At 71.4% G+C, this 22,009-nt stretch carries 17 protein-coding genes and 1 pseudogene; 9 read left to right on the top strand and 9 right to left on the bottom strand.

The features are described from left to right. The first annotated feature begins 145 nt into the window (after positions 1-145). Complete coding sequence (locus tag ACFVTC_RS06295) at positions 146-1,321, top strand: MFS transporter (RefSeq protein ID WP_390124465.1); 1,176 nt, start codon at positions 146-148, stop codon at positions 1,319-1,321. Positions 1,322-1,504: 183 nt separating this feature from the next. On the opposite strand, the gene ACFVTC_RS06290 is transcribed toward ACFVTC_RS06295, so the two are convergent. Together ACFVTC_RS06290 and ACFVTC_RS06285 are read right to left on the bottom strand one after the other, a co-directional pair. After that, a complete protein-coding gene (locus ACFVTC_RS06290) occupies positions 1,505-2,677 on the bottom strand; it encodes a hypothetical protein (protein WP_390124463.1) in 1,173 nt (390 codons plus the stop codon). Then, positions 2,674-3,627: a 5-dehydro-4-deoxyglucarate dehydratase gene (locus ACFVTC_RS06285; protein WP_390124460.1), complete on the bottom strand. Its 954-nt coding sequence runs from the start codon at positions 3,625-3,627 to the stop codon at positions 2,674-2,676. The genes ACFVTC_RS06290 and ACFVTC_RS06285 overlap by 4 nt, the downstream gene beginning before the upstream one ends. 253 nt (positions 3,628-3,880) lie before the next feature. On the opposite strand from ACFVTC_RS06285, the gene ACFVTC_RS06280 reads away from it, so the two are divergent. The 7 genes from ACFVTC_RS06280 (at position 3,881) to ACFVTC_RS06250 (ending at position 11,539) form a co-directional block, all read left to right on the top strand. Continuing rightward, positions 3,881-4,705 carry an NAD-dependent epimerase/dehydratase family protein gene (locus ACFVTC_RS06280; RefSeq protein WP_390124458.1) on the top strand — a complete coding sequence of 275 codons (825 nt, stop codon included), beginning with the start codon at positions 3,881-3,883 and terminating at the stop codon, positions 4,703-4,705. 269 nt (positions 4,706-4,974) lie between these two features. Further along, entirely contained in the window at positions 4,975-5,736 is a 762-nt protein-coding gene (locus ACFVTC_RS06275) for a DeoR/GlpR family DNA-binding transcription regulator (protein WP_390124456.1), read from the top strand. A gap of 75 nt (positions 5,737-5,811) precedes the next feature. Next, positions 5,812-7,182 (top strand): ABC transporter substrate-binding protein, encoded by a 1,371-nt coding sequence (locus ACFVTC_RS06270; RefSeq protein ID WP_390124453.1) that lies wholly within the window; start codon positions 5,812-5,814, stop codon positions 7,180-7,182. Next, positions 7,179-8,117, top strand: coding sequence for a carbohydrate ABC transporter permease (locus tag ACFVTC_RS06265; protein ID WP_390124451.1), 939 nt, complete (start codon positions 7,179-7,181; stop codon positions 8,115-8,117). Before ACFVTC_RS06270 ends, ACFVTC_RS06265 begins: the two co-directional genes overlap by 4 nt. Further along, positions 8,114-8,965 carry a carbohydrate ABC transporter permease gene (locus ACFVTC_RS06260; protein ID WP_390124449.1) on the top strand — a complete coding sequence of 284 codons (852 nt, stop codon included), beginning with the start codon at positions 8,114-8,116 and terminating at the stop codon, positions 8,963-8,965. The genes ACFVTC_RS06265 and ACFVTC_RS06260 overlap by 4 nt, the downstream gene beginning before the upstream one ends. Further along, complete coding sequence (locus ACFVTC_RS06255; RefSeq protein WP_390124447.1) at positions 8,962-9,951, top strand: zinc-dependent alcohol dehydrogenase family protein; 990 nt, start codon at positions 8,962-8,964, stop codon at positions 9,949-9,951. Before ACFVTC_RS06260 ends, ACFVTC_RS06255 begins: the two co-directional genes overlap by 4 nt. Before the next feature lie 370 nt (positions 9,952-10,321). Then, the gene (locus ACFVTC_RS06250) at positions 10,322-11,539 is read left to right on the top strand and encodes a TerD family protein (protein ID WP_390124722.1); all 1,218 of its coding nucleotides are present in this window, start codon (positions 10,322-10,324) and stop codon (positions 11,537-11,539) included. Between the two features lie 266 nt (positions 11,540-11,805). On the opposite strand, the gene ACFVTC_RS06245 is transcribed toward ACFVTC_RS06250, so the two are convergent. The 5 genes and pseudogenes from ACFVTC_RS06245 to ACFVTC_RS06225 form a co-directional block, all read right to left on the bottom strand. Next, the gene (locus ACFVTC_RS06245; protein ID WP_390124444.1) at positions 11,806-12,372 is read right to left on the bottom strand and encodes a TetR/AcrR family transcriptional regulator; all 567 of its coding nucleotides are present in this window, start codon (positions 12,370-12,372) and stop codon (positions 11,806-11,808) included. A 119-nt stretch (positions 12,373-12,491) separates the two neighbouring features. Further along, positions 12,492-12,691, bottom strand: a pseudogene (locus ACFVTC_RS06240) (aminocyclopropane-1-carboxylate deaminase/D-cysteine desulfhydrase family protein); the annotation flags it as partial. A gap of 173 nt (positions 12,692-12,864) precedes the next feature. After that, positions 12,865-14,451, bottom strand: coding sequence for a TROVE domain-containing protein (locus tag ACFVTC_RS06235; RefSeq protein ID WP_390124442.1), 1,587 nt, complete (start codon positions 14,449-14,451; stop codon positions 12,865-12,867). Positions 14,452-14,987: 536 nt separating this feature from the next. Then, entirely contained in the window at positions 14,988-16,433 is a 1,446-nt protein-coding gene (locus tag ACFVTC_RS06230) for an alkaline phosphatase PhoX (protein ID WP_390124440.1), read from the bottom strand. A gap of 232 nt (positions 16,434-16,665) precedes the next feature. Beyond that, the gene (locus ACFVTC_RS06225) at positions 16,666-18,087 is read right to left on the bottom strand and encodes a hypothetical protein (RefSeq protein WP_390124438.1); all 1,422 of its coding nucleotides are present in this window, start codon (positions 18,085-18,087) and stop codon (positions 16,666-16,668) included. A gap of 437 nt (positions 18,088-18,524) precedes the next feature. Between ACFVTC_RS06225 and ACFVTC_RS06220 the strand changes: the two genes are divergently transcribed. After that, on the top strand, positions 18,525-20,351 hold the full coding sequence (locus ACFVTC_RS06220) for an endonuclease/exonuclease/phosphatase family protein (RefSeq protein WP_390124436.1): 1,827 nt from the start codon (positions 18,525-18,527) through the stop codon (positions 20,349-20,351). Between the two features lie 61 nt (positions 20,352-20,412). On the opposite strand, the gene ACFVTC_RS06215 is transcribed toward ACFVTC_RS06220, so the two are convergent. Continuing rightward, entirely contained in the window at positions 20,413-21,147 is a 735-nt protein-coding gene (locus ACFVTC_RS06215; protein ID WP_390124434.1) for an SRPBCC domain-containing protein, read from the bottom strand. A gap of 19 nt (positions 21,148-21,166) precedes the next feature. Next, on the bottom strand, positions 21,167-21,868 hold the full coding sequence (locus ACFVTC_RS06210) for an ArsR/SmtB family transcription factor (RefSeq protein ID WP_390124432.1): 702 nt from the start codon (positions 21,866-21,868) through the stop codon (positions 21,167-21,169). Positions 21,869-22,009 lie beyond the last annotated feature (141 nt).

The raw sequence follows: 22,009 nt of genomic DNA, 5'->3' as shown, positions 1-22,009 counted from the left end.
GCGCCCGGGGGCGAGTGCGCGGGGTGCGGGGTGCGGGCCGCCGTTGAAGGCGTGCGGTGCGAAGAAGCGAGGGGTGGAGGAACACGCCGGTTCAGGGCACTTGCCCGATCTCCGCCGGCCCCCCTTAGGACCACGATCACCTGCCATGACATGGACAGTGACGCGTGTGCTGCGGGACCGCGACGCGGGCCTCTATCTGACCGCGGTGGTGGTCTCCGGCTTCGGCTCGTCGGCGATGTGGCTGGTGTCGGGCATCTGGGTCAAGGACCTGACGGGCTCGAACGGTCTGGCGGCCCTGTGCGTGTTCGCGCTCTGGGCCCCCACACTCGTCGGCCCTCTCCTGGGCACGCTCGCGGACCGCATCCGTCGCCGGCCCCTGCTGATCGGCACGAATCTGGCGCTGGCGGTGCTGCTGCCCGCCCTCCTCGTCGTGGACGCCCCGGGCCAGCTGTGGATCCTGTTCGCGGTGCTCCTGGTCTACGGCGCGGCGGGCGTGGTCCACGACGCCGCCGAGTCCGCGCTGATGGCGGCGGCGGTCGACCGGAGCCTCCTCGGGGACTTCAACGGGCTGCGCATGACGGCCAACGAGGGCATGAAGCTGCTGGCGCCGCCGGCCGGGGCTGCCCTGTACGCGGCGTACGGCGGCGCGCGGGTCGCGCTTCTCGACGCGGTGACGTTCGCGCTGGCGGCCGGGGTGTGCGCGCTGCTGCGGGTCCGGGAAGCGCCGCCCGCCCCGGACGCCGAGGGCCGGCGGTCCCGGACGGCCACGGGCGCGCGGTACCTCCTGGGGCACCCGGAGCTCCGGCCGCTGGTCCTGGCCGGCGGTACGACGATGCTCTTCGCGGGCCTCAACGGCGCCATGCTCTACGCCGTCGTCGAGGGACTGGGCCACTCCCCCGCGTACGCCGGTCTCCTCTACGCCGCCCAGGGCGCCGGTTCGGTTCTGACCGGCCTGGCCTCGGGCCCGCTGTTGCGGCGGTGGGGTGAGCGCCGTTTCGCCGCGTACGGGATCGCTCTGACGGCGGTCGCGGCCGGGTCGCGTGCGGTGGCGTCCGACGGGGTGGCCCTGGTGTGCAGTGCCGCGATCGGGGCCGGGCTCCCGTGTGTGCTGATCGCCGCGTACACCGCCGTGCAGCGCGAGACGCCGGGGCGGCTGCTCGGGCGTGCCGCCGCCACCGCGAACACCCTGATGTTCGCGCCGAACGCGCTCGGGCTGGCGGTCGGTGCGGGGGCGGTCGAGCTGTTCGACCATCGCCTCCTGCTCCCGGTGCTGGCGCTCGCCCGACTGCTGACGCTCCGGTCCCTGCTGACCCGGCACTGAGCCTGCCGTCGCCTCGGGGGCCGCGCCCCCGAACCCCCGCATCGGCCTGAACGGCCTCTTCCTCGAACGCCGGACGGGCCGAAGATCCCGACCCGCGCCGAATACGCCGGGCCGGGCCACCTACCCGAGGGGGGCGAGGAACCGCGCGACCGGCCCCCATCCGGCCGCGCTCGGAGGACCACCTCAGGACCCGGCCGTCAGTACCGCCCTCACCGCGTCCAGGTCCCCGTCCGAGGCCAATCCCGCGTGATACAGCCGCAGCTCCCCCGCTCCGAGCGAAGCCGCCCGCGCCGCGTCGTCCGCGAGGGTGCCCGGACTGCCTCCCATGCCCGACACGACCGTGAAGTTGGCGGCCAGTACCGCCGTGTCCCGTCCCTGCCGCGCGAACGGTGCCAGCAGTTCCGTGCCGCCGGTGCACGGCACCACCACGCCGTCCGCCACGGAGAGGATGTGCGCGGGATCGACCCCGGCGTTCGCCCCGCAGTGGAACGAGAAGGGATCGGCGTGCAGCAGCACCTGGAACCCGTCGGGCGCGGCCGCCCGTACCGCCGCGACCGTGGTCTCCTGGAGCGAGCGGGCCACCCCGTCGCGCCACGCGCGCGTGGCGCCCGCCACCTCGCTCCCGAGCAGCTTCTCGATCGCCGGCCAGCCCCCGTCCGACGGCACGGCCCCGCGCCACACGGGTTCCAGGGCCTCCCGGACGGTGGCCGCCGCCTCCCCGGCGTCGAGCCCGTGCCCCGCGTACCCGTCCCGGCACGCCGGGCAGAAGCACAGGGACATCAGGTACTGCCCGGCGTCGCCGAGTCCCACCCCGCCGATCTTGTCGTGCGCGTGCAGATGCGCCATCCCGTACCACCCGAGCGACTCCAGCTCGGTGCCCCGCGCCCCGGGCCGCACCGCCGCCTCCACCGCGAGGTCGACGAGGTACTCCCGGGTGCCGGCCTGCGCGACGCACGGCGCCCACCCGTACCGGTCGCCGTACGCGTTGACGACGGACGTGTCCGGATGCTCGGCCCCCAGGCGGGAGTTGTGCGCGAGGACCACCCAGGTGTGGACGTCGAGCCCGGCCTCGGCGAGCGCGGCGGCGGCCGTCCCGTACGCGTCCCCGGGCGCCCAGTCCCCGGCCTCGTGGGGCCGCAGCGCGCGTCCGGCCCAGCGCGCGCCGTCCACCGGGTACAGGACGGCCGCGTGCGCCGCCGTCACGATGCGGTGCCGGGGGTGACGAGGGGTCAGCGCACGGGTCGAGTGGTACGCGGAGGCGAGCGTCGCCTGCCGCACCCCGAGCGCGGCGATCCGCCCGGCCGCCTCCGGGTCCCCGACGACGTCCCACGGATAGACGAAGGCCGACGCCTTCACAGGCTCTCCCCCTCGGCCAGCTCCAGCAGCGCGTACCCGCGCTCGACCAGCTCGGCGAGCCGCTTCACGTGGTCCTCGGCCGGCTCGTGCAGCGGCGGCCGTACCTCCCCCACGTCCAGGCCGCGCAGCCGCACCCCCGCCTTGACCAGCGACACGGCGTAGCCACGCCCCTGCGCCCGCAGATCGACGAACGGCCGGTAGAACCCGTCCAGCAGGCGGTTCACCATGTCGTCCGCCCCGGCGTTCAGCGCGGCGTGGAAGGCCAGCGCGATCTCGGGCGCGAAGCAGAACACCGCGGACGAGTACAGCGTGATGCCGATGCCGCGGTACGCGAGCCCCGTCAGTTCGGCGGTGGGCAGCCCGTTGAAGTAGAGGAAGTCCCCGGGGGCCTCGGTGCGCACCGCGCTGACGATCCGCTGCATCAGGTCCAGGTCGCCCAGCCCGTCCTTGAAGCCGATGATCCCCTCGGTGCGGGCCAGTTCGACCACGGTCTCGGGTGTGAACACGGCGTTGTCGCGCTGGTACACCACGATGTCCAGCGAGGTGGCGGCGGCCAGTTCCCGGTAGTGGCGCAGCAGCCCCTCCTGTCCCGCGACCACGAGGTACGGCGGCATCGCGAGCAGCCCGTCGGCGCCGGCCTCCTCGGCGAGGCGCGCGAACCGTACGGCGAGCGCGGTCCCGTACCCCGCGCCCGCGACGACCGGCACCCGTCCCGCCGTCTCCTCCACGGCGGCCCGCACGCACTCCTGGAACTCCTCGGGCGCGAGCGCGTGGAACTCGCCGGTGCCGCAGCAGGCGAAGACCGCGGCGGCCCCGGCTTCGACGCCGCGCCGTACGTGCTCGCGGTAGACGTCGAGAGCGAGGGCGCCGTCGGGGCCGTACGCCGTGACGGGGAAGAACAGCGGCCCGCTGGGGATGCTGAGCCGAGCGGCAAGGGGGGCTGACGTCACGGACTCTCCCTGAGGCAGGTGCTCACGCACACAACAGCGGGTGCATGTTTCTGATCCATGTCCATATTTCTGAACGCGACCACGCTAAAGCGCGACCTCGGGGCCGGTCAAGCGCGCAAACCCGCAACACGGCAGCGGATTGACCGCCTCCGCGCGACACTTGACTCGACGGGCGGGCGATCCCTAGCGTGTCCATGGATGTGAATGTCGTACAAGCATACGGTCGCCCGTGCGGCCCTGAGGAGAGAACCGCATGCCCGCTCCCCGCACCGTTCTGCTCACCGGCGCCGCCGGCGGACTCGGCACCCTGATGCGCGGACTGCTGCCGGAGCACGGCCACCGGCTGCGCCTGCTCGATCTGCTCCCGGTCGAGGGCGAGCCGGACGCGATCACCGCGGACCTGGCCGACCGGGCCGCGCTGCGCGAGGCGGTGCGCGGTGTCGACGCGATCATCCACCTCGCCGGCATCTCCCTGGAAGCCTCCTTCGACAAGATCCTCAAGGCGAACATCGAGGGGACCCACAACCTGTACGAGGCGGCGCGCGAGGAAGGCGTACGGCGTGTCGTCTTCGCCTCCTCCAACCACGCGGTCGGCTTCACCCCGCGCCCGCCGGGCGACGCCCCGTTCGGCCAGGACTCCCTGATCCCCGTCGACACCCCCCGCCGGCCGGACACCTTCTACGGCCTGTCGAAGTCCTTCGGCGAGGATCTGGCCCAGTTCTACTGGGACAAGCACGGCCTGGAGACGGTCTCGGTCCGCATCGGCTCCTGCTTCGCGGAGCCCACAAGCGTGCGCATGCTCTCCGTCTGGATGAGCCCCGGGGACGGCGCCCGCCTCTTCCACGCGGCGCTCACCGCCGAGAACGTGGGCCACACGGTCGTCTACGGCTCGTCCGCCAACACCCGCCTGTGGTGGGACCTGTCGACGGCACGGGCGCTGGGCTACGAGCCGCAGGACGACTCCGAGCCGTACGCCGAGAAGCTCATCGCCGAGCAGGGCGAGCTCGACCCGGACAATCCGGACCACGCCCACCTGGGCGGCCACTTCACCACGCACCCGCCGATCTGGCCGTACTGACGGCCCCGCACGGGCACGACACGGCGGGCGGGCACCGAACGGGCCCGCCCGCTGCCGCGTTCGGGCACGAACCCTGCCCGATCCCACCCCCGCACCGGCTCCGCCCCAGGTCCGACGCGCTCCCCCGTGCCGCCGAACGGGCACAGCCGGGCATCATCGGGCGCGCAACAGGCCTGGTCAGTGCCGCGCGCCCGCTGTAGAACTTCCTCCAAGGCCCGACCGGGCCCGAACGGGCAGCGAGGACAGGACGCGGGAAGCGGGTGCCGGCCATGAGCGCGGAAGAACGTCAGCGGGAGATCGTCCGAGCCGCCCGCCGTACGGGTTCGGTCGACGTCACCGCGCTCGCCGCCGAACTGGGCGTCGCCAAGGAGACCGTACGACGCGACCTGCGCGCCCTGGAGGACCACGGTCTGGTACGCCGCACCCACGGCGGCGCCTATCCCGTCGAGAGCGCCGGATTCGAGACGACACTCGCCTTCCGCGCCACCAGCCACGTACCCGAGAAACGGCGGATCGCGGCCGCCGCGGCCGAACTGCTCGGGGACGCCGAGACGGTCTTCGTCGACGAGGGCTTCACCCCACAGCTCATCGCCGAGGCCCTGCCCCACGACCGGCCGCTGACCGTGGTCACCGCCTCCCTCGCCACGGCGGGCGCGCTCGCCGAGGCGGACAACACCAGCGTCCTGCTGCTCGGCGGCCGGGTTCGCCCCGGCACCCTCGCCACCGTGGACCACTGGACGACGAAGATGCTCGCCGGCTTCGTCATCGACCTGGCCTACATCGGCGCCAACGGCATCTCCCGGGAACACGGCCTCACCACTCCCGACCCGGCGGTCAGCGAGGTCAAGGCCCAGGCGATCAGGGCCTCCAGGCGCACGGTCTTCGCCGGGGTGCACACCAAGTTCGGGGCGGTCAGCTTCTGCCGCTTCGCGGAGATCACCGCCCTGGAGACGATCGTCACGAGCACCCTGCTGCCGACGGCCGAGGCCCACCGCTACTCACTGCACGGACCCCAGGTCATACGCGTCTGAAAATCCTCAGTCACCCTCCCAGGGCCCCCACACCCGGTAGTGCCCCATATCTCCCTATAAGTCCAGGAGTGATCCATGCGAACCCCGAGCCGACGGAGGCCGCGCGCGCTGTTCGCCGCGGTCGCCGCAGGGACGCTGCTCACCCCGCTGCTCTCCGGGTGTTGGACCGGAGCGGGCGGGGCGGGCTCCGGAGGCGACTCCGTCAACGTCCTGATGGTCAACAACCCACAGATGGTGGAGCTGCAGAAACTCACCAAGGCCCACTTCACCAAGGAGACCGGCATCAAGGTGAACTTCACCGTGCTGCCGGAGAACGATGTCCGCGACAAGATCAGCCAGGACTTCGCCAACCAGGCGGGCCAGTACGACGTGGCCACCCTGTCCAACTACGAGATACCGATCTACGCCAGGAACGGCTGGCTGCACGAGATGGACTCCTACGTCCGCCAGGACAGCGGCTACGACGAGCAGGACATCCTCGCGCCCATGCGGCAGTCCCTGACGGCCGACGACGGCAAGCTCTACGGGCAGCCCTTCTACGGCGAGTCGTCCTTCCTGATGTACCGCAAGGACGTGTTCGCCGCGAAGGGCCTGACCATGCCCCCGCATCCCACCTGGGACCAGGTGGGACAGCTGGCCGCCGAGGCCGACGGCGCCCGGTCCGGCATGAAGGGCATCTGCCTGCGCGGCCTGCCCGGCTGGGGCGAGCTGATGGCCCCGCTGACGACCGTCGTGAACACCTTCGGCGGCACCTGGTTCGACAAGGACTGGAAGGCGCACCTCGACTCCCCCGAGTTCGTGAAGGCGACGAAGTTCTACGTGGACCTCGTCCGCGAGCACGGCGAGTCCGGCGCCGCCCAGTCCGGCTTCGCCGAGTGTCTGAACAACATCACCCAGGGCAAGGTCGCCATGTGGTACGACGCCACCTCCGCGGCCGGTTCCCTGGAGGCGTCCGACTCCCCTGTCAAGGGCAAGATGGGCTACGTACCGGCGCCCGTGGAGAAGACCGCGTCGTCCGGCTGGCTCTACACCTGGGCCTGGGGCCTGCAGAAGGCCTCCCACAACTCCGACAAGGCCTGGAAGTTCATCTCCTGGGCCTCGAGCAAGCAGTACGAGCAGCTGGTCGGCGACACCATCGGCTGGTCCAACGTGCCGGCCGGCAAACGCGCCTCGACCTACACCAACGCCGCGTACACCAAAGAGGCCTCGGCCTTCCAGGAGATGACCCGCGCGGCCATCGAAGGCGCCCGCCCCCGCGACCCCGGGGTGCAGCCGCGCCCCGCGCCCGGCATCCAGTTCGTCGGCATCCCCGAGTTCACCGATCTCGGCACCAAGGTCTCTCAGGAGATCAGCGCGGCCATCGCCGGGCGCCAGTCCGTCGACTCGGCCCTGAAGAAGTCCCAGAAACTCGCCGAGAAGATCTCCAAGGAGTACGAGGGACGATGACCGCCACGACGACAGCCCCCCTGGCCACCACTCCCGTCCGCGCCGCCCGGCCACCCTCCGGCCGCCTGCGCGCCTGGGCCACCCGCGCCCCGCTGCTCCCCGCCCTGATCTTCATGATCGCCGTGACCCAGCTCCCGTTCGTGGCCACACTGGTGATCTCCTTCTTCGACTGGAACTCCCTCTACCCGAAGGCCCGCCACTTCACCGGCCTGTCCAACTACTCGGACGTGCTCACCGATGCGGACCTGCGCCACTCGGTCTGGACGACGATCCTCCTGACGGCGGCCGTGGTCCTGGTCAGCCTGGTCCTCGGCCTCGCCCTCGCGCTGCTCCTGGACCGCAGGTTCCGGGGGCGGGGGGTGGTCCGCACGCTCCTGATCGCGCCGTTCCTGGTGGTCCCGGTCGCCGCCGCCCTGCTCTGGAAGCATGTGCTCTACAACCCCGAGTACGGCCTTCTCAACGGGCTGCTGCACTATGTGGGCGGCCCCCAGCCGGACTGGATCTCCAACACCCCCCTGCTGGCGGTCGAGGCCTCCCTCGTCTGGCAGTGGACGCCCTTCATGATGCTGATCCTGCTGGCCGGCCTGCAGAGCCGCGACCAGCAGCAGATCGAGGCCGCCCGGGTGGACGGCGCGAGCGACTGGCAGGTCTTCCGCCACCTCACGCTCCCGCACCTGCGCCGCTACCTCGAACTCGGCGCCCTGCTGGGCTCGATCTACATCGTGCAGAACTTCGACGCCGTCTTCACGATCACCTCCGGCGGCCTCGGCACCGCCAACCTGCCCTACACCGTCTACCAGAGCTTCTACCAGGCCCATGAGAACGGTCTGGCCTCGGCCGCCGGGGTCCTGGTCGTCATCGGTTCGATCATCATCGCGACCTTCGCGCTGCGCGTGGTCTCGTCCCTGTTCCGCGAGGAGGTGTCCCGCGCATGAGCACCACCACGATCCGCGTACGTCCCCGGCGCGCCCGGGGAACGGGCCTGGGCCTGCTGGCCTGGGTACTGGGTGTGCTGTTCTTCCTGCCCATCGCCTGGATGGCGCTGACGTCGTTCCACTCGGAGGCGGACGCGGCGACCAACCCGCCGTCCTTCGGCGCCGCCCTCACCCTCGACGGTTACCGCGACTTCTTCGGCTCGGGCGGTGGCGCGAGCCCCTGGCCGGCGCTGGCCAACTCGCTGGTGGCGTCCGTGGTCTCCACCCTCTGCGTCCTCCTCCTCGCCCTCCCCGCGGCGTACGCGCTCTCGGTCCGGCCGGTGAGGAAGTGGACGGACGTCCTGTTCTTCTTCCTGTCGACGAAGATGCTGCCGGTGGTGGCGGGCCTGCTGCCCATCTACCTGTTCGCCAAGAACGCCGGGATGCTCGACAACATCTGGCTCCTCGTCATCCTCTACACCTCGATGAACCTGCCGATCGCGGTGTGGATGATGCAGTCGTTCCTCGCCGAGGTGCCGGTCGCGGTGATCGAGGCGGCGCAGATCGACGGCGCGCGGCTGCCCACGATCCTGGCGCGGGTCGTGGCCCCCATCGCCCTTCCGGGCATCGCCGCCACGGCCCTCATCTGCTTCATCTTCAGCTGGAACGAACTGCTGTTCGCCCGGGTCCTGACGGGCGTGGTCGCGGAGACCGCCCCCGTCTTCCTGACCGGCTTCATCACCAGCCAGGGCCTCTTCCTGGCCAAGGTGTGCGCCGCGTCGCTGGTCATCTCCCTGCCGGTGCTCGCCGCGGGGTTCGCCGCCCAGGACAAACTGGTCCAGGGCCTGTCACTGGGAGCCGTGAAATGAAGGCCGCCGTCATCGAGTCCGTGGGCCGCGCCGTCGTCACCGAGGTCCCGGACCCTACGCCCGGCCCGCGCGACGTCGTCGTCGAGGTCGCGGCGTGCGGGCTGTGCGGCACGGACCTGCACATCCTCCAGGGCGAGTTCGCGCCGAAGCTGCCGATCGTGCCGGGCCACGAGTTCGCCGGCACGGTGGTCGGCGTGGGCACCCAGGTCACGGAGGTCTCGGTCGGCGACCGGGTGGCGGTGGACCCGTCGCTCTACTGCCACGAGTGCCGGTACTGCCGTACGGGCCACAACAACCTCTGCGAGCGCTGGGCCGCGATCGGTGTCACGACGGCGGGCGGCGCGGCGCAGTACGCGACCGCCCCGGTGGCCAACTGCGTCAAGCTCCCCGATCACGTCCGCACCCAGGACGCGGCACTCGTCGAACCGCTCTCCTGCGCGGTACGCGGCTACGACGTGCTGAACTCCCGGCTGGGGGCCCATGTCCTGATCTACGGCTCCGGGACGATGGGCCTGATGATGCTGGAGCTGGCGAAGCGGACGGGGGCGGCGTGCGTGGACGTCGTGGACGTGAACGCCCAGCGGCTCGCCACCGCCCGGCTGCTGGGGGCGTCCGCCTCGGCGGCGAACGCGGACGAGCTGGACCGGCCGCGGGGGTGGGACGTGGTGATCGACGCCACGGGGAACGCGGCGGCGATCCAGGACGGCCTGGACCGGGTCGCCAAGGCCGGCACCTTCCTCCAGTTCGGTGTCGCCGACTACGCGACGCGGGTCTCGATCGACCCCTACCGCATCTACAACCAGGAGATCACCATCACCGGTTCCATGGCCGTCCTGCACAGCTTCGAACGTGCGGCGGAACTCTTTGCCGGGGGTGTCCTCGATCCGGACGTCTTCATCAGTGACCGCATCCCACTGGCGGACTATCCCCAGGCGCTGGAACAGTTCGCGGCGGGCGTGGGCCGCAAGATCGTCGTGGTCCCGTAGGGGTTCCTCGCCCCCGCCGACCCGACCCGACCCGTACCTGGGGCTCCGCCCCCAAACCCCGCCAGGGGCGCTGCGCCCCCCCTGGACCCCCGTTCACCCGAGGGGCTCGTCCTCAAACGCCGGACGGGCTGAAAATCCGCAGCCCAGGCCCCCACCATCCCCCACCATCAGCCCGTCCGGCGTTTGGGGACAAGGCCGTTCAGGCCGATACGGGGGTCTGGGGGCGGAGCCCCCAGGTACGGGACGGGTCGGGCAGGGGCGGCAGGGGCGAAAAAGCCCCCCCCTACCGGCCCCCACCCACCTCCGGCATCTCACCCTTGGGTAAGGGAACGGTAAAGCGCCCCCGGTCGTTACCCCAGTCATGACAGCTATGACCCCTGGCTCGAACATCCCTCTCCCCGTCACCCGCGTGACGGTGGACGTCGCCGCTCCGGTGCGGCTCGACGTGTCGGGCCTGCTGCTCACCGCCGACGGCAAGGTGCGCTCCGACGACGACTTCATCTTCTACAACCAGCCCACCGGCCCCGGCGTGACGTACCGCTCGGGCGGCGGCACCTCCCCGGACGCGATCACGGTCGACACGACCGCGGTCCCCCCGGGTATCGAGAAGATCGTCGTCACCGCGAGCCCGGACGCCGCCGGCCAGACCTTCCAGGGCATCGAGCCCACGGCCACCATCCGCAACGCCGACGACAACGCCGTACTGGCCAGTTTCACCCCGCCCCAGCTCGGCACCGAAACGGCCCTGGTGATCGTCGAGGTCTACCTCCGCAACGGCGCCTGGAAGGCCCGCGCGGTCGGCCAGGGATACGCGAACGGCCTGGCGGGCATCGCCACGGACTTCGGCGTCACGGTGGAGGAGCCGGCCCCCGCCGCTCCCCCGATGCAGACCCCCGTCACCCCCGTGCCCGTCACCCCCGTCACCCCCGTGACACCGTCCACGCAGGCAGCTCCCCCCGCACCCCCCGCTCCTCCCACACCCCCCACCCCGCCCTCCGCCCCGCCCTCCGGAAAGATCAACCTCGACAAGGGCCGGGTGAGCCTCCAGAAGAACCAGACCGTCTCCCTGGTCAAGGGCGGCCGCCCGCTGCTCTCCCAGGTCAAGATGGGCCTCGGCTGGGAGCCGGCGTACCGCGGCAAGGACATCGACCTGGACGCCTCGGTCATCGCCTACGGCCCGCAGCGCAACCACATCGACAGCTGCTACTTCGGCAAGCTCTCCATCGTGAACGGCGCGATCAAGCACTCCGGCGACAACCTCACGGGCGAGGGCGGCGGTGACGACGAGGTGATCGTCGTCGACCTCGGCCGGCTGCCGCAGGAGGTCACCGGCCTGGTCTTCACGGTCAACTCCTTCTCGGGCCAGAAGTTCACCGAGGTCGCCAAGGCCTACTGCCGGCTGATCGACGCGGCCAGCGGCGAGGAACTGGTCCGCTTCGACCTCACCAACGCCGAGGCCCAGACCGGCGTGATGATGGCCAAGCTGATCAAGCAGTTCTCCGGCGAATGGGAGATGACGGCCATGGGCGACTTCGTGAAGTCCCGCACGGTCCGCGGCATGGTGAAGCCGGCGGCCCAGGCGCTCTGACCTTCCGTCCGCGGGGGCCACGGGCACCAACGGACCCACCGCCCCGCGGCCGCCCCGCACGGAAGGAGCCGTGCCGGTGCATCGCAAGCCCGTCGCTTACGCCCGGATCTGGAAACAGCCCCTCCAGGGCAACGTCTGATCCAGCGGCGACGGGCTCGATGCACCGGCACGGCCCCGACCCACCCCCCAGCGCTCCGCCCCACCCGGCGCTCCGCCCCCCCCACCCCGGCCCTCCGCCCCACCCCGGCGCTGTGCCCCACCCGGCCCTAGGCCCGCAGCCCCTCCGTCAGCAGCGACAGATACCGCCGGATGTGCTTCCCCTGGCCGTCCGCCAGCTCCGACGCCGTGGCAACCCCGTGCGCCAGCCGCAGCACCTCGATCGGCTCCACGTCCGCCCGCAGCGTGCCCTCCCGCTGAGCCGCCTCGACCAGCCGTTCGGCCGCACCCTTCACGGACGTCCCGCACGCGGTCGTCACCGCGCCGCTCCCGTCCGAGACGGCCGATCCGAGCAGCGTCTTGAGACAGCGGACGTGGATCATCATCCCGCTCAGTTCGTTGAGCCACTCGACCAGGGCCTCGCCGGGCGGGAGTTCCGCGGCGATCTCGTCCGCGCGGACAGCGATCGCCTCGATGCTGTCGACGTAGACGGCCTCCAGGAGCGCCTGCCGGGTGGGGAAGTGCCGGTACAGGGTCCCGGAGCCCACCCCGGCCCGCTTGGCGATGTCGTCGAGGGACGCCCCCTCCCCGTGCTCGGCAAACACCACGGCGGCCTCCTCGATCAGCCGCTCGTAGTTCCGCCGCGCATCCGCCCGCATCGGCTTGACCTGCGCCATTCAGTTACTCCTTGCCAACCGGGGGCACCCTCGCGGGCAGTCCGCGCTGCCCGCACGCCACGCACCGGGGACACAGACAGGGAGCATCCCATGTCCACCCGGCACACTCGAAGCACGGTCCCGAACCCCGCCCGCACCAGCCGTACGCCCGCGCCGACCGGGCGGCTGATCAGGATGTTCCCGACCCTGTCATCCACGGAGTCCGGCCACTGGACCCGGCTCTCCCGCACGAGAACGCACTTCAGCCCGGCTCCGGCCCGACCTGACGGGTGTGGTCGGACTGCACCCCGCCGATCGAGACCAGGATGTCGCAGCCCGGCTCGCGCGAGGAAAGGGACATGAAGCCGAGCGCCTCTCCACTCCACCGCGCCCGCTCACGCACCCCGGCCGGCCCAGCCCGCGCCCGCGCCGCCCGCGCCGCCCGCACCCGCACCCGCACCCGCACCCGGGAAGTCACCGCGTCGCCCGATGACTTCCCCGGCGGCCCCGCACTCATTCACTCATCCACGGCCAGAGCCCTTCCCTGCCGGACTCGAGCAGGGAGACCATCCGGAACGCCGTGTCCGACAGGCCCCCGAACGTGTGCCGGTTGTCCTTGCCGGACGGACCGTGACCGGCCCGGTAACCGGCGAGGTTCCAGGTGTAGACCGGTACGTGCGCCGGGACCTGCTCGGTCGGATCGCCGTGGTGGCTGTACGCGGCCTGCTCGTCCGTGACGATGAGCACCCGGTCGTGCCCCCGGTAGTGCGCCCGGACCGCCTCGCTGGTGTTCGTGCCACCGAGGTCGCCGAAGCGCTCCAGCACCTTCAGCACCGACTCTCCGCCGCGGTACCGCACCCGGTCGCTGCTGGTGCCGAACTGGACGAGGTCCGCGTCCGCGGCACGCAGCGCGAGCGCCGTGCCGAAGACCGCCGCCGCGTCGGCCCGGTTGAGCTCCGAGCGGTCCGACAGCCGGGAGAAGAACATCGAGCCGGACCGGTCGACGAGCACGAGCGTGCGTCCGGGCAGCGCCGGCACGTTGGCCAGCGAGTGCCCGAGCGCCCGCTCCAGCGGGTACGACCAGCGCAGCGAGGGCGCGTGCTGGTAGGCGGCCAGGTAGCGGAAGGGGAACTGGCGCGAACGTGCCACCTCCGCCGGGTCGCTGATCCGCGCCGCGACCCGGGCCGCCACGTCGTCGCCGACACCCGCCTCGTCGAAGTTGCGCAGGTTCCGTACGAGCGCCATCGTGCCCATGGACGGGATCACGGCCTCCCAGGCCGCCTTGTCCATCGGACCCTGCAGCCAGCCCGCCAGCGCCTCCCAGGTGAGGCCCGCCGCCGCGAGCCGCTCGGCACCGTCCGGAGCCGTCACGACCGCGCGCCGCTCGGCGACGGGCACCGCCATCAGCTCACGGTGCGCGACGAGCACGCGGTTCGAGGCCGGCGGCAGCGCCGTGTCGGGGTTGTGGCGCCGGTCCAGGGCGTACCGGAACAGCTCGCCCTGCCACGGCTTGTCGGGGTCGGGCGCCGCGTGCACCAGGTTGAGGATGTCGCCGAAGCGGTAGCCCTTGGACGCGGTGTCGTACTTCAGCAGCGACTTGCCGTTGTACAGACGTCGTACGGCGTCGGCGATGCCGCGCTTGACGGGCTTGGGCACGTTGCGGCCGTACCGGGAGGTCCAGTAGGCGAGCAGCTCGCCGGGCTCGTCGGGGCGGCGCAGCACGGAGGCGACGACCTGACGGTTGGCGGGGCCGTCGGTGGCGCCCGCGTCGAGGCGGGCCTTCACGTACTCGGCGGCGCCCATGACCGAGGCGGAGCGCAGGTTGCCGTCGCCGCGCAGCCAGCCGAGCAGGGCGGCCGTCCACGAGGGGTCGTGGACGGCGAGCTCGCGCACCAGCGTGGCGAACCGGTCGTCGCGGTCGGCGCCGCTCTCGTAGAAGGTCTGCTGCGAGACGAAGTGGGAGACGGCGAGCAGAAAGAGCTCCGAGCGCGCGTCGCGCTCGCGTCCGCGGCCGCCCTGATGTGTCCGCAGGACGCGGCCGGTCGAGGTGACCCGCGAAGTGGGCTGTGTCTTCGCGGCCTTTGTGTTGAATCGCGCCATGATGAATTCCCCCGAATTCTCGGTACGACGGTGACGTCGTGTTTCGGAGGGAGGCGCGGCAAAGGGAGGGTGCCCGAGTTCAGAGGGCGGCGACGGACCAGTCAGATGCTCTACCGATTGAGCTACGCCGGCCGAAGCCGGCGGCGGGACTCGAACCCGCAACCGTCCGATCCCATGAAGTAGCCGTCGCCTGCGCACCGGGCACCCACCATGAGCTGCGCCTCCCGAGATCAGAATCGGCGGCGGCATGGGATTCTTTTGCAGAGAAGTAGCCGCGGCCCGCGCACCGGGAGGTGCATGAAGTTGTGGTGTCCAGAGTTCAGGATCGACGGAACCGACAAGGTGCTCTGGCCCCTGAGCTACACCGGCCTGTCGTACCGGTGGCGGGATTCGAACCCGCGGCCGCCCCATGAGTAGTGGAAGTAGGTCCTGCCTTCGCACCTGGACGTGCATCACTCTAGGAGGCGTGCCGCGGGACGGGCGAGCGAATTAATGGCCGGGCGACAGCGCGGCGTTCAGCCGCGCTTCCGCGGAGTTCAGCCGCGCTTCTGACGCTTCCAGGGACCCGTGATCGCGAGCATGATTCCGGGCTCCTGGATGTTCGCGAACAGCGTCCGGCCGTCGGGCGAGAAGGTGACGCCGGTGAACTCGCTGTAGGCCGGCTCGTCTTCGGTGCCGATGTTGAGCTCGTTGCGGGCGATCGGGTACGTACGGCCGCTGTCGGTGGCGCCGAACAGGTGCTGGACGCCTTCGCCGTCCTCCGCGATGACCAGACCCCCGTACGGGGAGACCGTGATGTTGTCGGGGCCGTCGAAGGCACCGTCCACGGACGGGTCGGGGTTCACTCCGATCAGGACCTTCAGGGTCAGGGTGCGGCGCTTGGGGTCGTAGAACCAGACCTGGCCGTCGTGCTGGACGGGGCTCTCCTCGCGGGCGTACGAGGAGACGATGTAGACGCCGCCGTCGCCCCACCACATGCCTTCGAGCTTGCGGGCGCGGGTGACCTCACCGGCCGCGAACTGCTTGCGCACGGAGACCGTCCTGGCGTCACGGTCGGGGACGTCCACCCAGTCGACGCCGTACACGGTGCCGATCTTCGTGGCGCGGGAGAGGTCGTCGACGAAACGGCCGCCGGAGTCGAAGCACTTGAAGGCCTGCAGGGCGCCCGCGTCGTCGGCGAGGGTGCGCAGTTGTCCGTGGCCGTGCTCGAAGCCCTGCGGCGGGGTCCACCGGTACAGCAGGCCGTTGGGCGTCGCCGCGTCCTCGGTGAGGTAGAGGCGGCCGCGCTTGGCGTCGACGACGACGGCCTCGTGGGCGTACCGGCCGAGCGCCTTGATCGGCTCGGGGTTACGGTTGCGGCGGCGGTCGGCGGGGTCGACCTCGAAGACGTAGCCGTGGTCCTTGGTCATGCCGCTCTGGCCGGCCTTGTCCTCGGTCTCCTCGCAGGTGAGCCAGGTGTCCCAAGGGGTGTTGCCGCCCGCGCAGTTGGTGGAGGTGCCGGCGATGCCGACCCACTCCGCGACCTTGTCGTGGCGAACCTCGACGACGGTGCAGCCGCCGGACGCGGCCGGGTCGTAGACCAGGCCCTCGGTGAGCGGCACGGGGTGCTTCCAGTTGTCGCGGGTGCCCTTGAGCTCGTGGTTGTTGACGAGGAGGGTGGCGCCGCGCGGCCCGTCGAAGGTGGACGTGCCGTCGTGGTTGGACGGCGTGAACTCACCGGATTCCAGCTTGGTCCGGCCGCTGTAGGTGATGACGCGGTAGGAGAACCCGGCCGGCAGCGCGAGTACGCCCTTGGGGTCGGGGACCAGCGGTCCGTAGCCCACACCGCCGTGCCGGTCCGGGGACTCCTCCCCCACGCTCTCGGTGTCGGTGGAGGCGAGGGCGTTCGGGGCGGTGGCGAGGGCGCCCACACTGCCGGCCAGGGCCACTCCGGCACCGGTGATCGCGGATCGTCTGGCGAAGTCCCTGCGGGTGAGCGACATGGGTGTCTCCTGTGACGGTGAGGATGACCATGGAAGGCTACGGAGGGCCGCGGACGGCGTTGCGGGCACACCGTCCCGCCCCGGCCTGAACGGGAGTTGAACGCCCGGCGACTTCACCGGACTCCCTTCCATGAATCCGTAAGGACTGGGCCACAGGAGCCCAAAGCGCCCCCAGCCGCCCCCCTCGCGCGCCGCCCTCCCCGACGCGGCGCGCGGATCCCGGCCGGCGCCCTCAGCCCCCTTGCTGCGAACGTGCCTTGAACGCGGCCTTGCGGGCTTCCTTGGCGACCTTCTTGTCGGGGTGCAGCCGCCCCATCGCCTCCAGGACGTCGGGGGTGGCGGGGTGGTCGACCCGCCAGGCCGCGGCGAAGAAGCCGCCGTGCTGCTGCGCCAGGCCCTCCACGAGTCCCTGCAGCTCCGCGGAGTTCCCCTCGGCCGCGAGTTGCGCGGCGACCGTGTCGATGGTGAGCCAGAAGATCATCGCCTCGGACGGCGGGGGCACGTCGACGGCGCCGTGCTCGGAGAGCCAGACCCGGGCGAGGCCGCCCAGCTCGGCGTCGTCGAGGACGTCACGCAGCGCGGGCTCGGCCTCCATGCCGACGAGCGAGAGCGCCTGCTGACAGCGCAGCCGCCGCAGCGGCGCGCCGGCGTCACCACCGCGTGCCGCGGCGAGCAACTCCCGGGCGGCCGGGAGGGGTTCACGTCGCGCGAGCCACTGCTCGGTCTCGGCCTGCGCCGCGGCCGGCGGGAAGACGCCGGTGCCGTCCAGCAGCGCGTCCGCGCCCTTGTCCATCAGGTCGCCCACCGCTGGAACGGAGAACCCCGCCTCCAGCAGCCGGGCCCGCAGCCCGTACAGACCGAGCGGGGTCAGCTGTACCATCCCGTACCGTGAGACATCCGTCTCGTCGAGAGGGCCGGCCGGCTCCTCGTCGGTGTCCGTCATCAGCGCCTCGTCGACCGGCTGGAAGTCGACGAGTCCGACCGGTTCCAGCAGCCGGAACTGGTCGTCGAGCCGCATCATCGCGTCCGAGACCTGCTCCAGCACGTCGTTGCTGGGGTCTCCCATGTCATCGGGCACGATCATCGACGCGGCGAGGGCGGGCAGCGGCACCGGCCCCTCCCCGCCCTCGCTCACGGTCAGCAGGTACAGGTTGGCGAGCACGCCGTCCAGGAACTCGGCCTCGGCCTCGGGGTCCCAGTCCAGCGAGGAGAGGTCGAGCTCCCCGCCGTCCTCCACCGCCCCGGCCAGCTCGTCGAGGTCGGGCACGCTCGCGTCGGCGAGCACCGCCTCCAGGGCGACGAGCCACACCCCCAGGACGTCCTGGGGCCCGCCGGAGGTGAGCAGGGCGAGGTCCGCGCCCGCGGCGACGGTGCCCTCGTCCTCGTCCACGATCTCCACGAGTCCGGTGTCGACGGCGATCCGCCAGGCCTCACTGGCGAAGGCCGCGGCGTCGTCACCGGTCAGCCCGAGCGCGTCGGCCGCCCCGGCGAGCTGCTCCTCGACGAGTTCACCGCCCGCGCCGACCCGCGTGTCCGGCCCGACCCAGCGGGCCAGCCGCGCGGCGCGGGAGAGCAGCGGCGTGGCGAGCGCGTCCCGCGCCAGCTCCGCTTCGGACGTCAGCCGCACCGGCGGCAAGGGGGGGCTGTCTGACATCGGCTGGGTTCTCCTCCGAACGATCTGGACCCGACGAACGGGACCGGACAGGACCCGACGAACAGGGCCGGTACAAGCATGACGGACAGGGGTGGACGTGACGGCGAGGACAGGCGGGGCAGGGCGGGGAGTCCGCCGGGGCCAGGAGCCCGGCCCCGGACACGCACACCCGGACGTCACCCCGGAAATCCACGTGCCCGACTCAGCCTAGACGGATTTCCACCCATGCCGCCCGGTTCATGTCCCTGCCAAGAGCTGGACACCACCGAAACCTTGACAACTCCCCCGCTCACACACGAGATTGACGCGCGTAGAAGTTCAACGGGGGTTGGGCTCGCCGATTTTTCTACGCGCGTCACCGATCCGCACGCGGGTCGTGTTCCCCCCACCGCTTCGCCCTCGTCCCGGCGCTCATGTAAGTCCCCGGAGGGATTCCCTTGCCGAGCAAGAGAACCGCGCGCATCGGCGCGCTGACCGTAGCCGCGGTCTGTTCCACCGTCTCCGCCGTCGTGCTCACCGCACCGGCCCACGCGGACACCGTCCGCATCCACGACATCCAGGGCACCACCCGGGTGTCCCCGTACGCGGGCCGACAGGTCACGGACGTGGCGGGCGTGGTGACGGGGGTGCGGACCTACGGCTCGTCCAAGGGCTTCTGGATCCAGGACCCCACCCCGGACGCCGACCCCGCCACCAGTGAGGGCGTCTTCGTCTTCACCAGCTCCACCCCGAAGGTGGCGGCCGGCGACTCGGTCACGGTCTCGGGCACCGTCTCGGAGTTCGTGCCGGGCGGAGCCGCCACCGGCAACCAGTCGGTGACGGAGATCACCAAGGCCGTGGTCACGGTGCTGTCGTCCGGCAACCCGGTCCCCGCCGCCACGGTGATCAACCGCCGTTCCGTGCCGGACGCCTACAGCCCCGCCGGTGACATGGCGGCGAGCGGCTCGGTCAACGCGCTCACCCTGGAGCCGAAGAAGTACGCCCTGGACTACTACGAGTCCCTGGAGGGCATGAACGTCCAGGTCTCCGACACCCGTGTGGTCACCGCGACCGACCCGTACAGCGAGCTGTGGGTCACGGTGAAGCCGCACGAACACGCCAGCCGGCGCGGTGGCACCGTCTACGGCGCGTACACCTCGCAGAACACCGGGCGCCTCCAGATCCAGTCCCTGGGCCCGACCGCCGGCTTCCCCGCCGCGAACGTCGGTGACGAGCTCGCCGGCCCCACCGAGGGCCCGCTCGACTTCAACCAGTTCGGCGGCTACACGCTCGTCGCGAACCGACTGGGCACCCTGGACAAGGGCGGCCTGCAGCGCGAGACGACCCGCCGGCAGTCGCGCGGCGAGCTGGCGGTGGCGACGTACAACGTGGAGAACCTCGACCCGGGTGACGGCACCTTCGCCGCCCACGCGGCCGCGATCGTGAACAACCTGCAGTCGCCCGACATCGTGTCCCTGGAGGAGATCCAGGACAACAACGGCGCGACGGACGACGGCACGGTCGCCGCCGACCAGACGGTGAACAAGCTGATCGACGCCATCGTCGCGGCGGGCGGCCCGAAGTACGACTGGCGTTCCATCGATCCGGTCAACGACCAGGACGGCGGCGAGCCGGGCGGCAACATCCGTCAGGTGTTCCTGTTCAACCCGCAGCGGGTCTCCTTCACGGACCGCGCGGGCGGCGACTCGACGACCGCCGTCGGCGTCACCCAGGTGCACGGCAAGGCGCGGCTGACCGCCTCCCCGGGCCGGATCGACCCGGGCAACACGGCCTGGACGACCAGCCGCAAGCCGCTCGCCGGCGAGTTCGTCTTCCGCGGCCGGACGGTCTTCGTGATCGCCAACCACTTCGCCTCCAAGGGCGGCGACCAGGGTCTGACCGCGCAGTACCAGCCTCCGGTGCGCAGTTCGGAGACCCAGCGCCACCTCCAGGCGACCGCGGAGAACACCTTCGTCAACCAGATCCTGAAGGCCCAGAAGGACGCCGACGTGATCGCGCTCGGCGACCTGAACGACTTCGAGTTCTCGGACACCGCGAAGATCCTGGAGGGTCACGGCGAGCTCTGGTCGGCGATCAAGTCGTTGCCGAAGAGCGAGCGTTACACGTACGACTACCAGGGCAACCAGCAGGTCCTCGACCAGATCCTGGTCAGCCCGTCGATCCGCCGCGACTGCGACGTCGACTACGACAGCGTGCACATCAACTCGGAGTTCTCCGACCAGATCAGCGACCACGACCCGCAGGTGCTGAGGTTCAGGCCGTAACCCCGTGTGCGGAAGAGCCCGGCCCCGTCGTCCGGGGGGCCGGGCTCTTTCCTGTGGACGCTCAGGCGGCGAACACGCCGTTCAGCCAGCCCCGCCAGGCCGTCTCGTCGCGCTTGGCGTCGGCGTCGGCAGCGAAGTCGTGGACGCTGATGCCGACGGGGGCACCCCAGTGGTTGCGTCCGAAGAAGCGCAGCAACTGGTCCTCGGTGCGCAGGCCGATGAAGTAGGGGTTGCGGAAGTCGAGTACGGCGTCGAGGAGTTGACCCTCGGGTCCGCGGGCCGTCACCCGCGCCCCGGCCTCGGTGTCGTCGGCGAGTCCGAGCGCCCGCCCCACGGCGGTGAAGGCGTCGGAGGCCATCGACGCCTCGGGTCCGTCGAAGGTGGCGAAGGCGACCGGCCGGCCCGCGAAGTGCGTCACGTACTCCCGCAGGGTGTGCAGATAGAAGTCCGTGTGCCGGCTCGCCCCGTCGTACTGGTTGTCCCAGTCCTCGACGAAGATGCCGCTGTGCACATAGCGCATCCAGGAACGGCGGCCGTCGTCGCGCGGCTCGATCGTCTCGTCGATCTGGTTGAGGGTCTGCTGGGAGATGCCCTCTACGTCCTCGACCCGGCTGGTCAGGCGGTGCGGCGGGTCCCAGTTGGTGAGTGTGGAACCGAAGGGTCCGCTGCCTCCCTGGCGCGGCTCGAACTCCATCGGCCACAGCCAGCCACCGATGCCGGTGGTGATGGCGTCCCACATCTGCTCCGGGGTGGCGTCGACCTCGAACTCGCGGGCGATCTCGAATTCCTTGGACATGGCGGTGATTCTCCTGGGGTCAGCCCTGGGCGGGCGGGATCGGGGCAGGGGCCGTGGCGGCGATGGCGGAGGAGGTCGCGGAGGAAGCGGCCGTGACGGGAGCGGCGCCGGGCGGCGCGGCGGGATCGGTGACGGACTCCGGTTTGACCGTGGGGTGGACGGCGACGACGATCCGGTGATCCCGTCCGCCCTCCGCGTTCCCGTCGTGGTACTTGCGGATGAGCGCGCCGACCCCCTGTGTCAGCTCCTCGATGAACGCGGCACGGTCGGCGGCGGTCGCGAAGGTCACCTCGCCGTCGAGCGCGAACGTGGCGAGCCGCTTGCGGGCCTTGGTCGCGCCGGTGATCAGCGAGCCGACGTCCCGGACCAGCCGGGCGCCGAGCGCGAGCAGCCAGCGGGCCGAGAGCTGGTCGCGGAAGCGGTCCGGATCGGGCTGCACGGCGGCGAGCGCGAGCGGCGAGATGACGTACGACGCCGCGGTCGCCCGCATCAGCCGCTCGGTGACGTTGCCCTTGCGGCGCTCGCCCGCCAGCTCGACCAGGCCGTGCCGCTCCAGCGTCTTCAGGTGGTAGTTCACCTTCTGCCGCGGCAGCCCGACCTTTCCGGCCAGCATGGCGGCCGACGCGGGTCCGGCGGCCAGTTCGGCCAGCAGCCGGGCCCGTATCGGGTCCAGCGAGACGGCTGCGGCCTCTGCGTCCTCGATGACGGTCACATCCAACATGCCCCCACCGTCTCACCGAACACTTTTTTTGTCCAGGTGGGTGGAGTTGTCGGTCGGGTGATGGATGTGGCCCGCGCGGGGCGGCGGAGGAGGGCGGGGCGGAGGAGGAGGGCGGAACGGCCGAGCAGGGCGGAACGGCCG

Origin of the sequence: Streptomyces sp. NPDC057950, assembly GCF_042887295.1 — a bacterium.
GTDB classification, from domain to species: Bacteria; Actinomycetota; Actinomycetes; order Streptomycetales; family Streptomycetaceae; genus Streptomyces; species Streptomyces kaempferi.
The sequence above is the reverse complement of the archived record's forward strand: the minus strand, read 5'-3'. Positions and strand labels throughout refer to the sequence as shown.

What these genes read in the sequence shown, in the direction of transcription:
- ACFVTC_RS06210 (WP_390124432.1), bottom strand. Translation starts at nt 21,868, where the DNA reads ATGTTGGATGTGACCGTCATCGAGGACGCAGAGGCCGCAGCCGTCTCG.
- ACFVTC_RS06280 (WP_390124458.1), top strand. Translation starts at nt 3,881, where the DNA reads ATGCCCGCTCCCCGCACCGTTCTGCTCACCGGCGCCGCCGGCGGACTC.
- ACFVTC_RS06275 (WP_390124456.1), top strand. Translation starts at nt 4,975, where the DNA reads ATGAGCGCGGAAGAACGTCAGCGGGAGATCGTCCGAGCCGCCCGCCGT.
- ACFVTC_RS06230 (WP_390124440.1), bottom strand. Translation starts at nt 16,433, where the DNA reads ATGTCGCTCACCCGCAGGGACTTCGCCAGACGATCCGCGATCACCGGT.
- ACFVTC_RS06270 (WP_390124453.1), top strand. Translation starts at nt 5,812, where the DNA reads ATGCGAACCCCGAGCCGACGGAGGCCGCGCGCGCTGTTCGCCGCGGTC.
- ACFVTC_RS06260 (WP_390124449.1), top strand. Translation starts at nt 8,114, where the DNA reads ATGAGCACCACCACGATCCGCGTACGTCCCCGGCGCGCCCGGGGAACG.
- ACFVTC_RS06235 (WP_390124442.1), bottom strand. Translation starts at nt 14,451, where the DNA reads ATGGCGCGATTCAACACAAAGGCCGCGAAGACACAGCCCACTTCGCGG.
- ACFVTC_RS06265 (WP_390124451.1), top strand. Translation starts at nt 7,179, where the DNA reads ATGACCGCCACGACGACAGCCCCCCTGGCCACCACTCCCGTCCGCGCC.
- ACFVTC_RS06225 (WP_390124438.1), bottom strand. Translation starts at nt 18,087, where the DNA reads ATGTCAGACAGCCCCCCCTTGCCGCCGGTGCGGCTGACGTCCGAAGCG.
- ACFVTC_RS06215 (WP_390124434.1), bottom strand. Translation starts at nt 21,147, where the DNA reads ATGTCCAAGGAATTCGAGATCGCCCGCGAGTTCGAGGTCGACGCCACC.
- ACFVTC_RS06255 (WP_390124447.1), top strand. Translation starts at nt 8,962, where the DNA reads ATGAAGGCCGCCGTCATCGAGTCCGTGGGCCGCGCCGTCGTCACCGAG.
- ACFVTC_RS06250 (WP_390124722.1), top strand. Translation starts at nt 10,322, where the DNA reads ATGACCCCTGGCTCGAACATCCCTCTCCCCGTCACCCGCGTGACGGTG.
- ACFVTC_RS06245 (WP_390124444.1), bottom strand. Translation starts at nt 12,372, where the DNA reads ATGGCGCAGGTCAAGCCGATGCGGGCGGATGCGCGGCGGAACTACGAG.
- ACFVTC_RS06295 (WP_390124465.1), top strand. Translation starts at nt 146, where the DNA reads ATGACATGGACAGTGACGCGTGTGCTGCGGGACCGCGACGCGGGCCTC.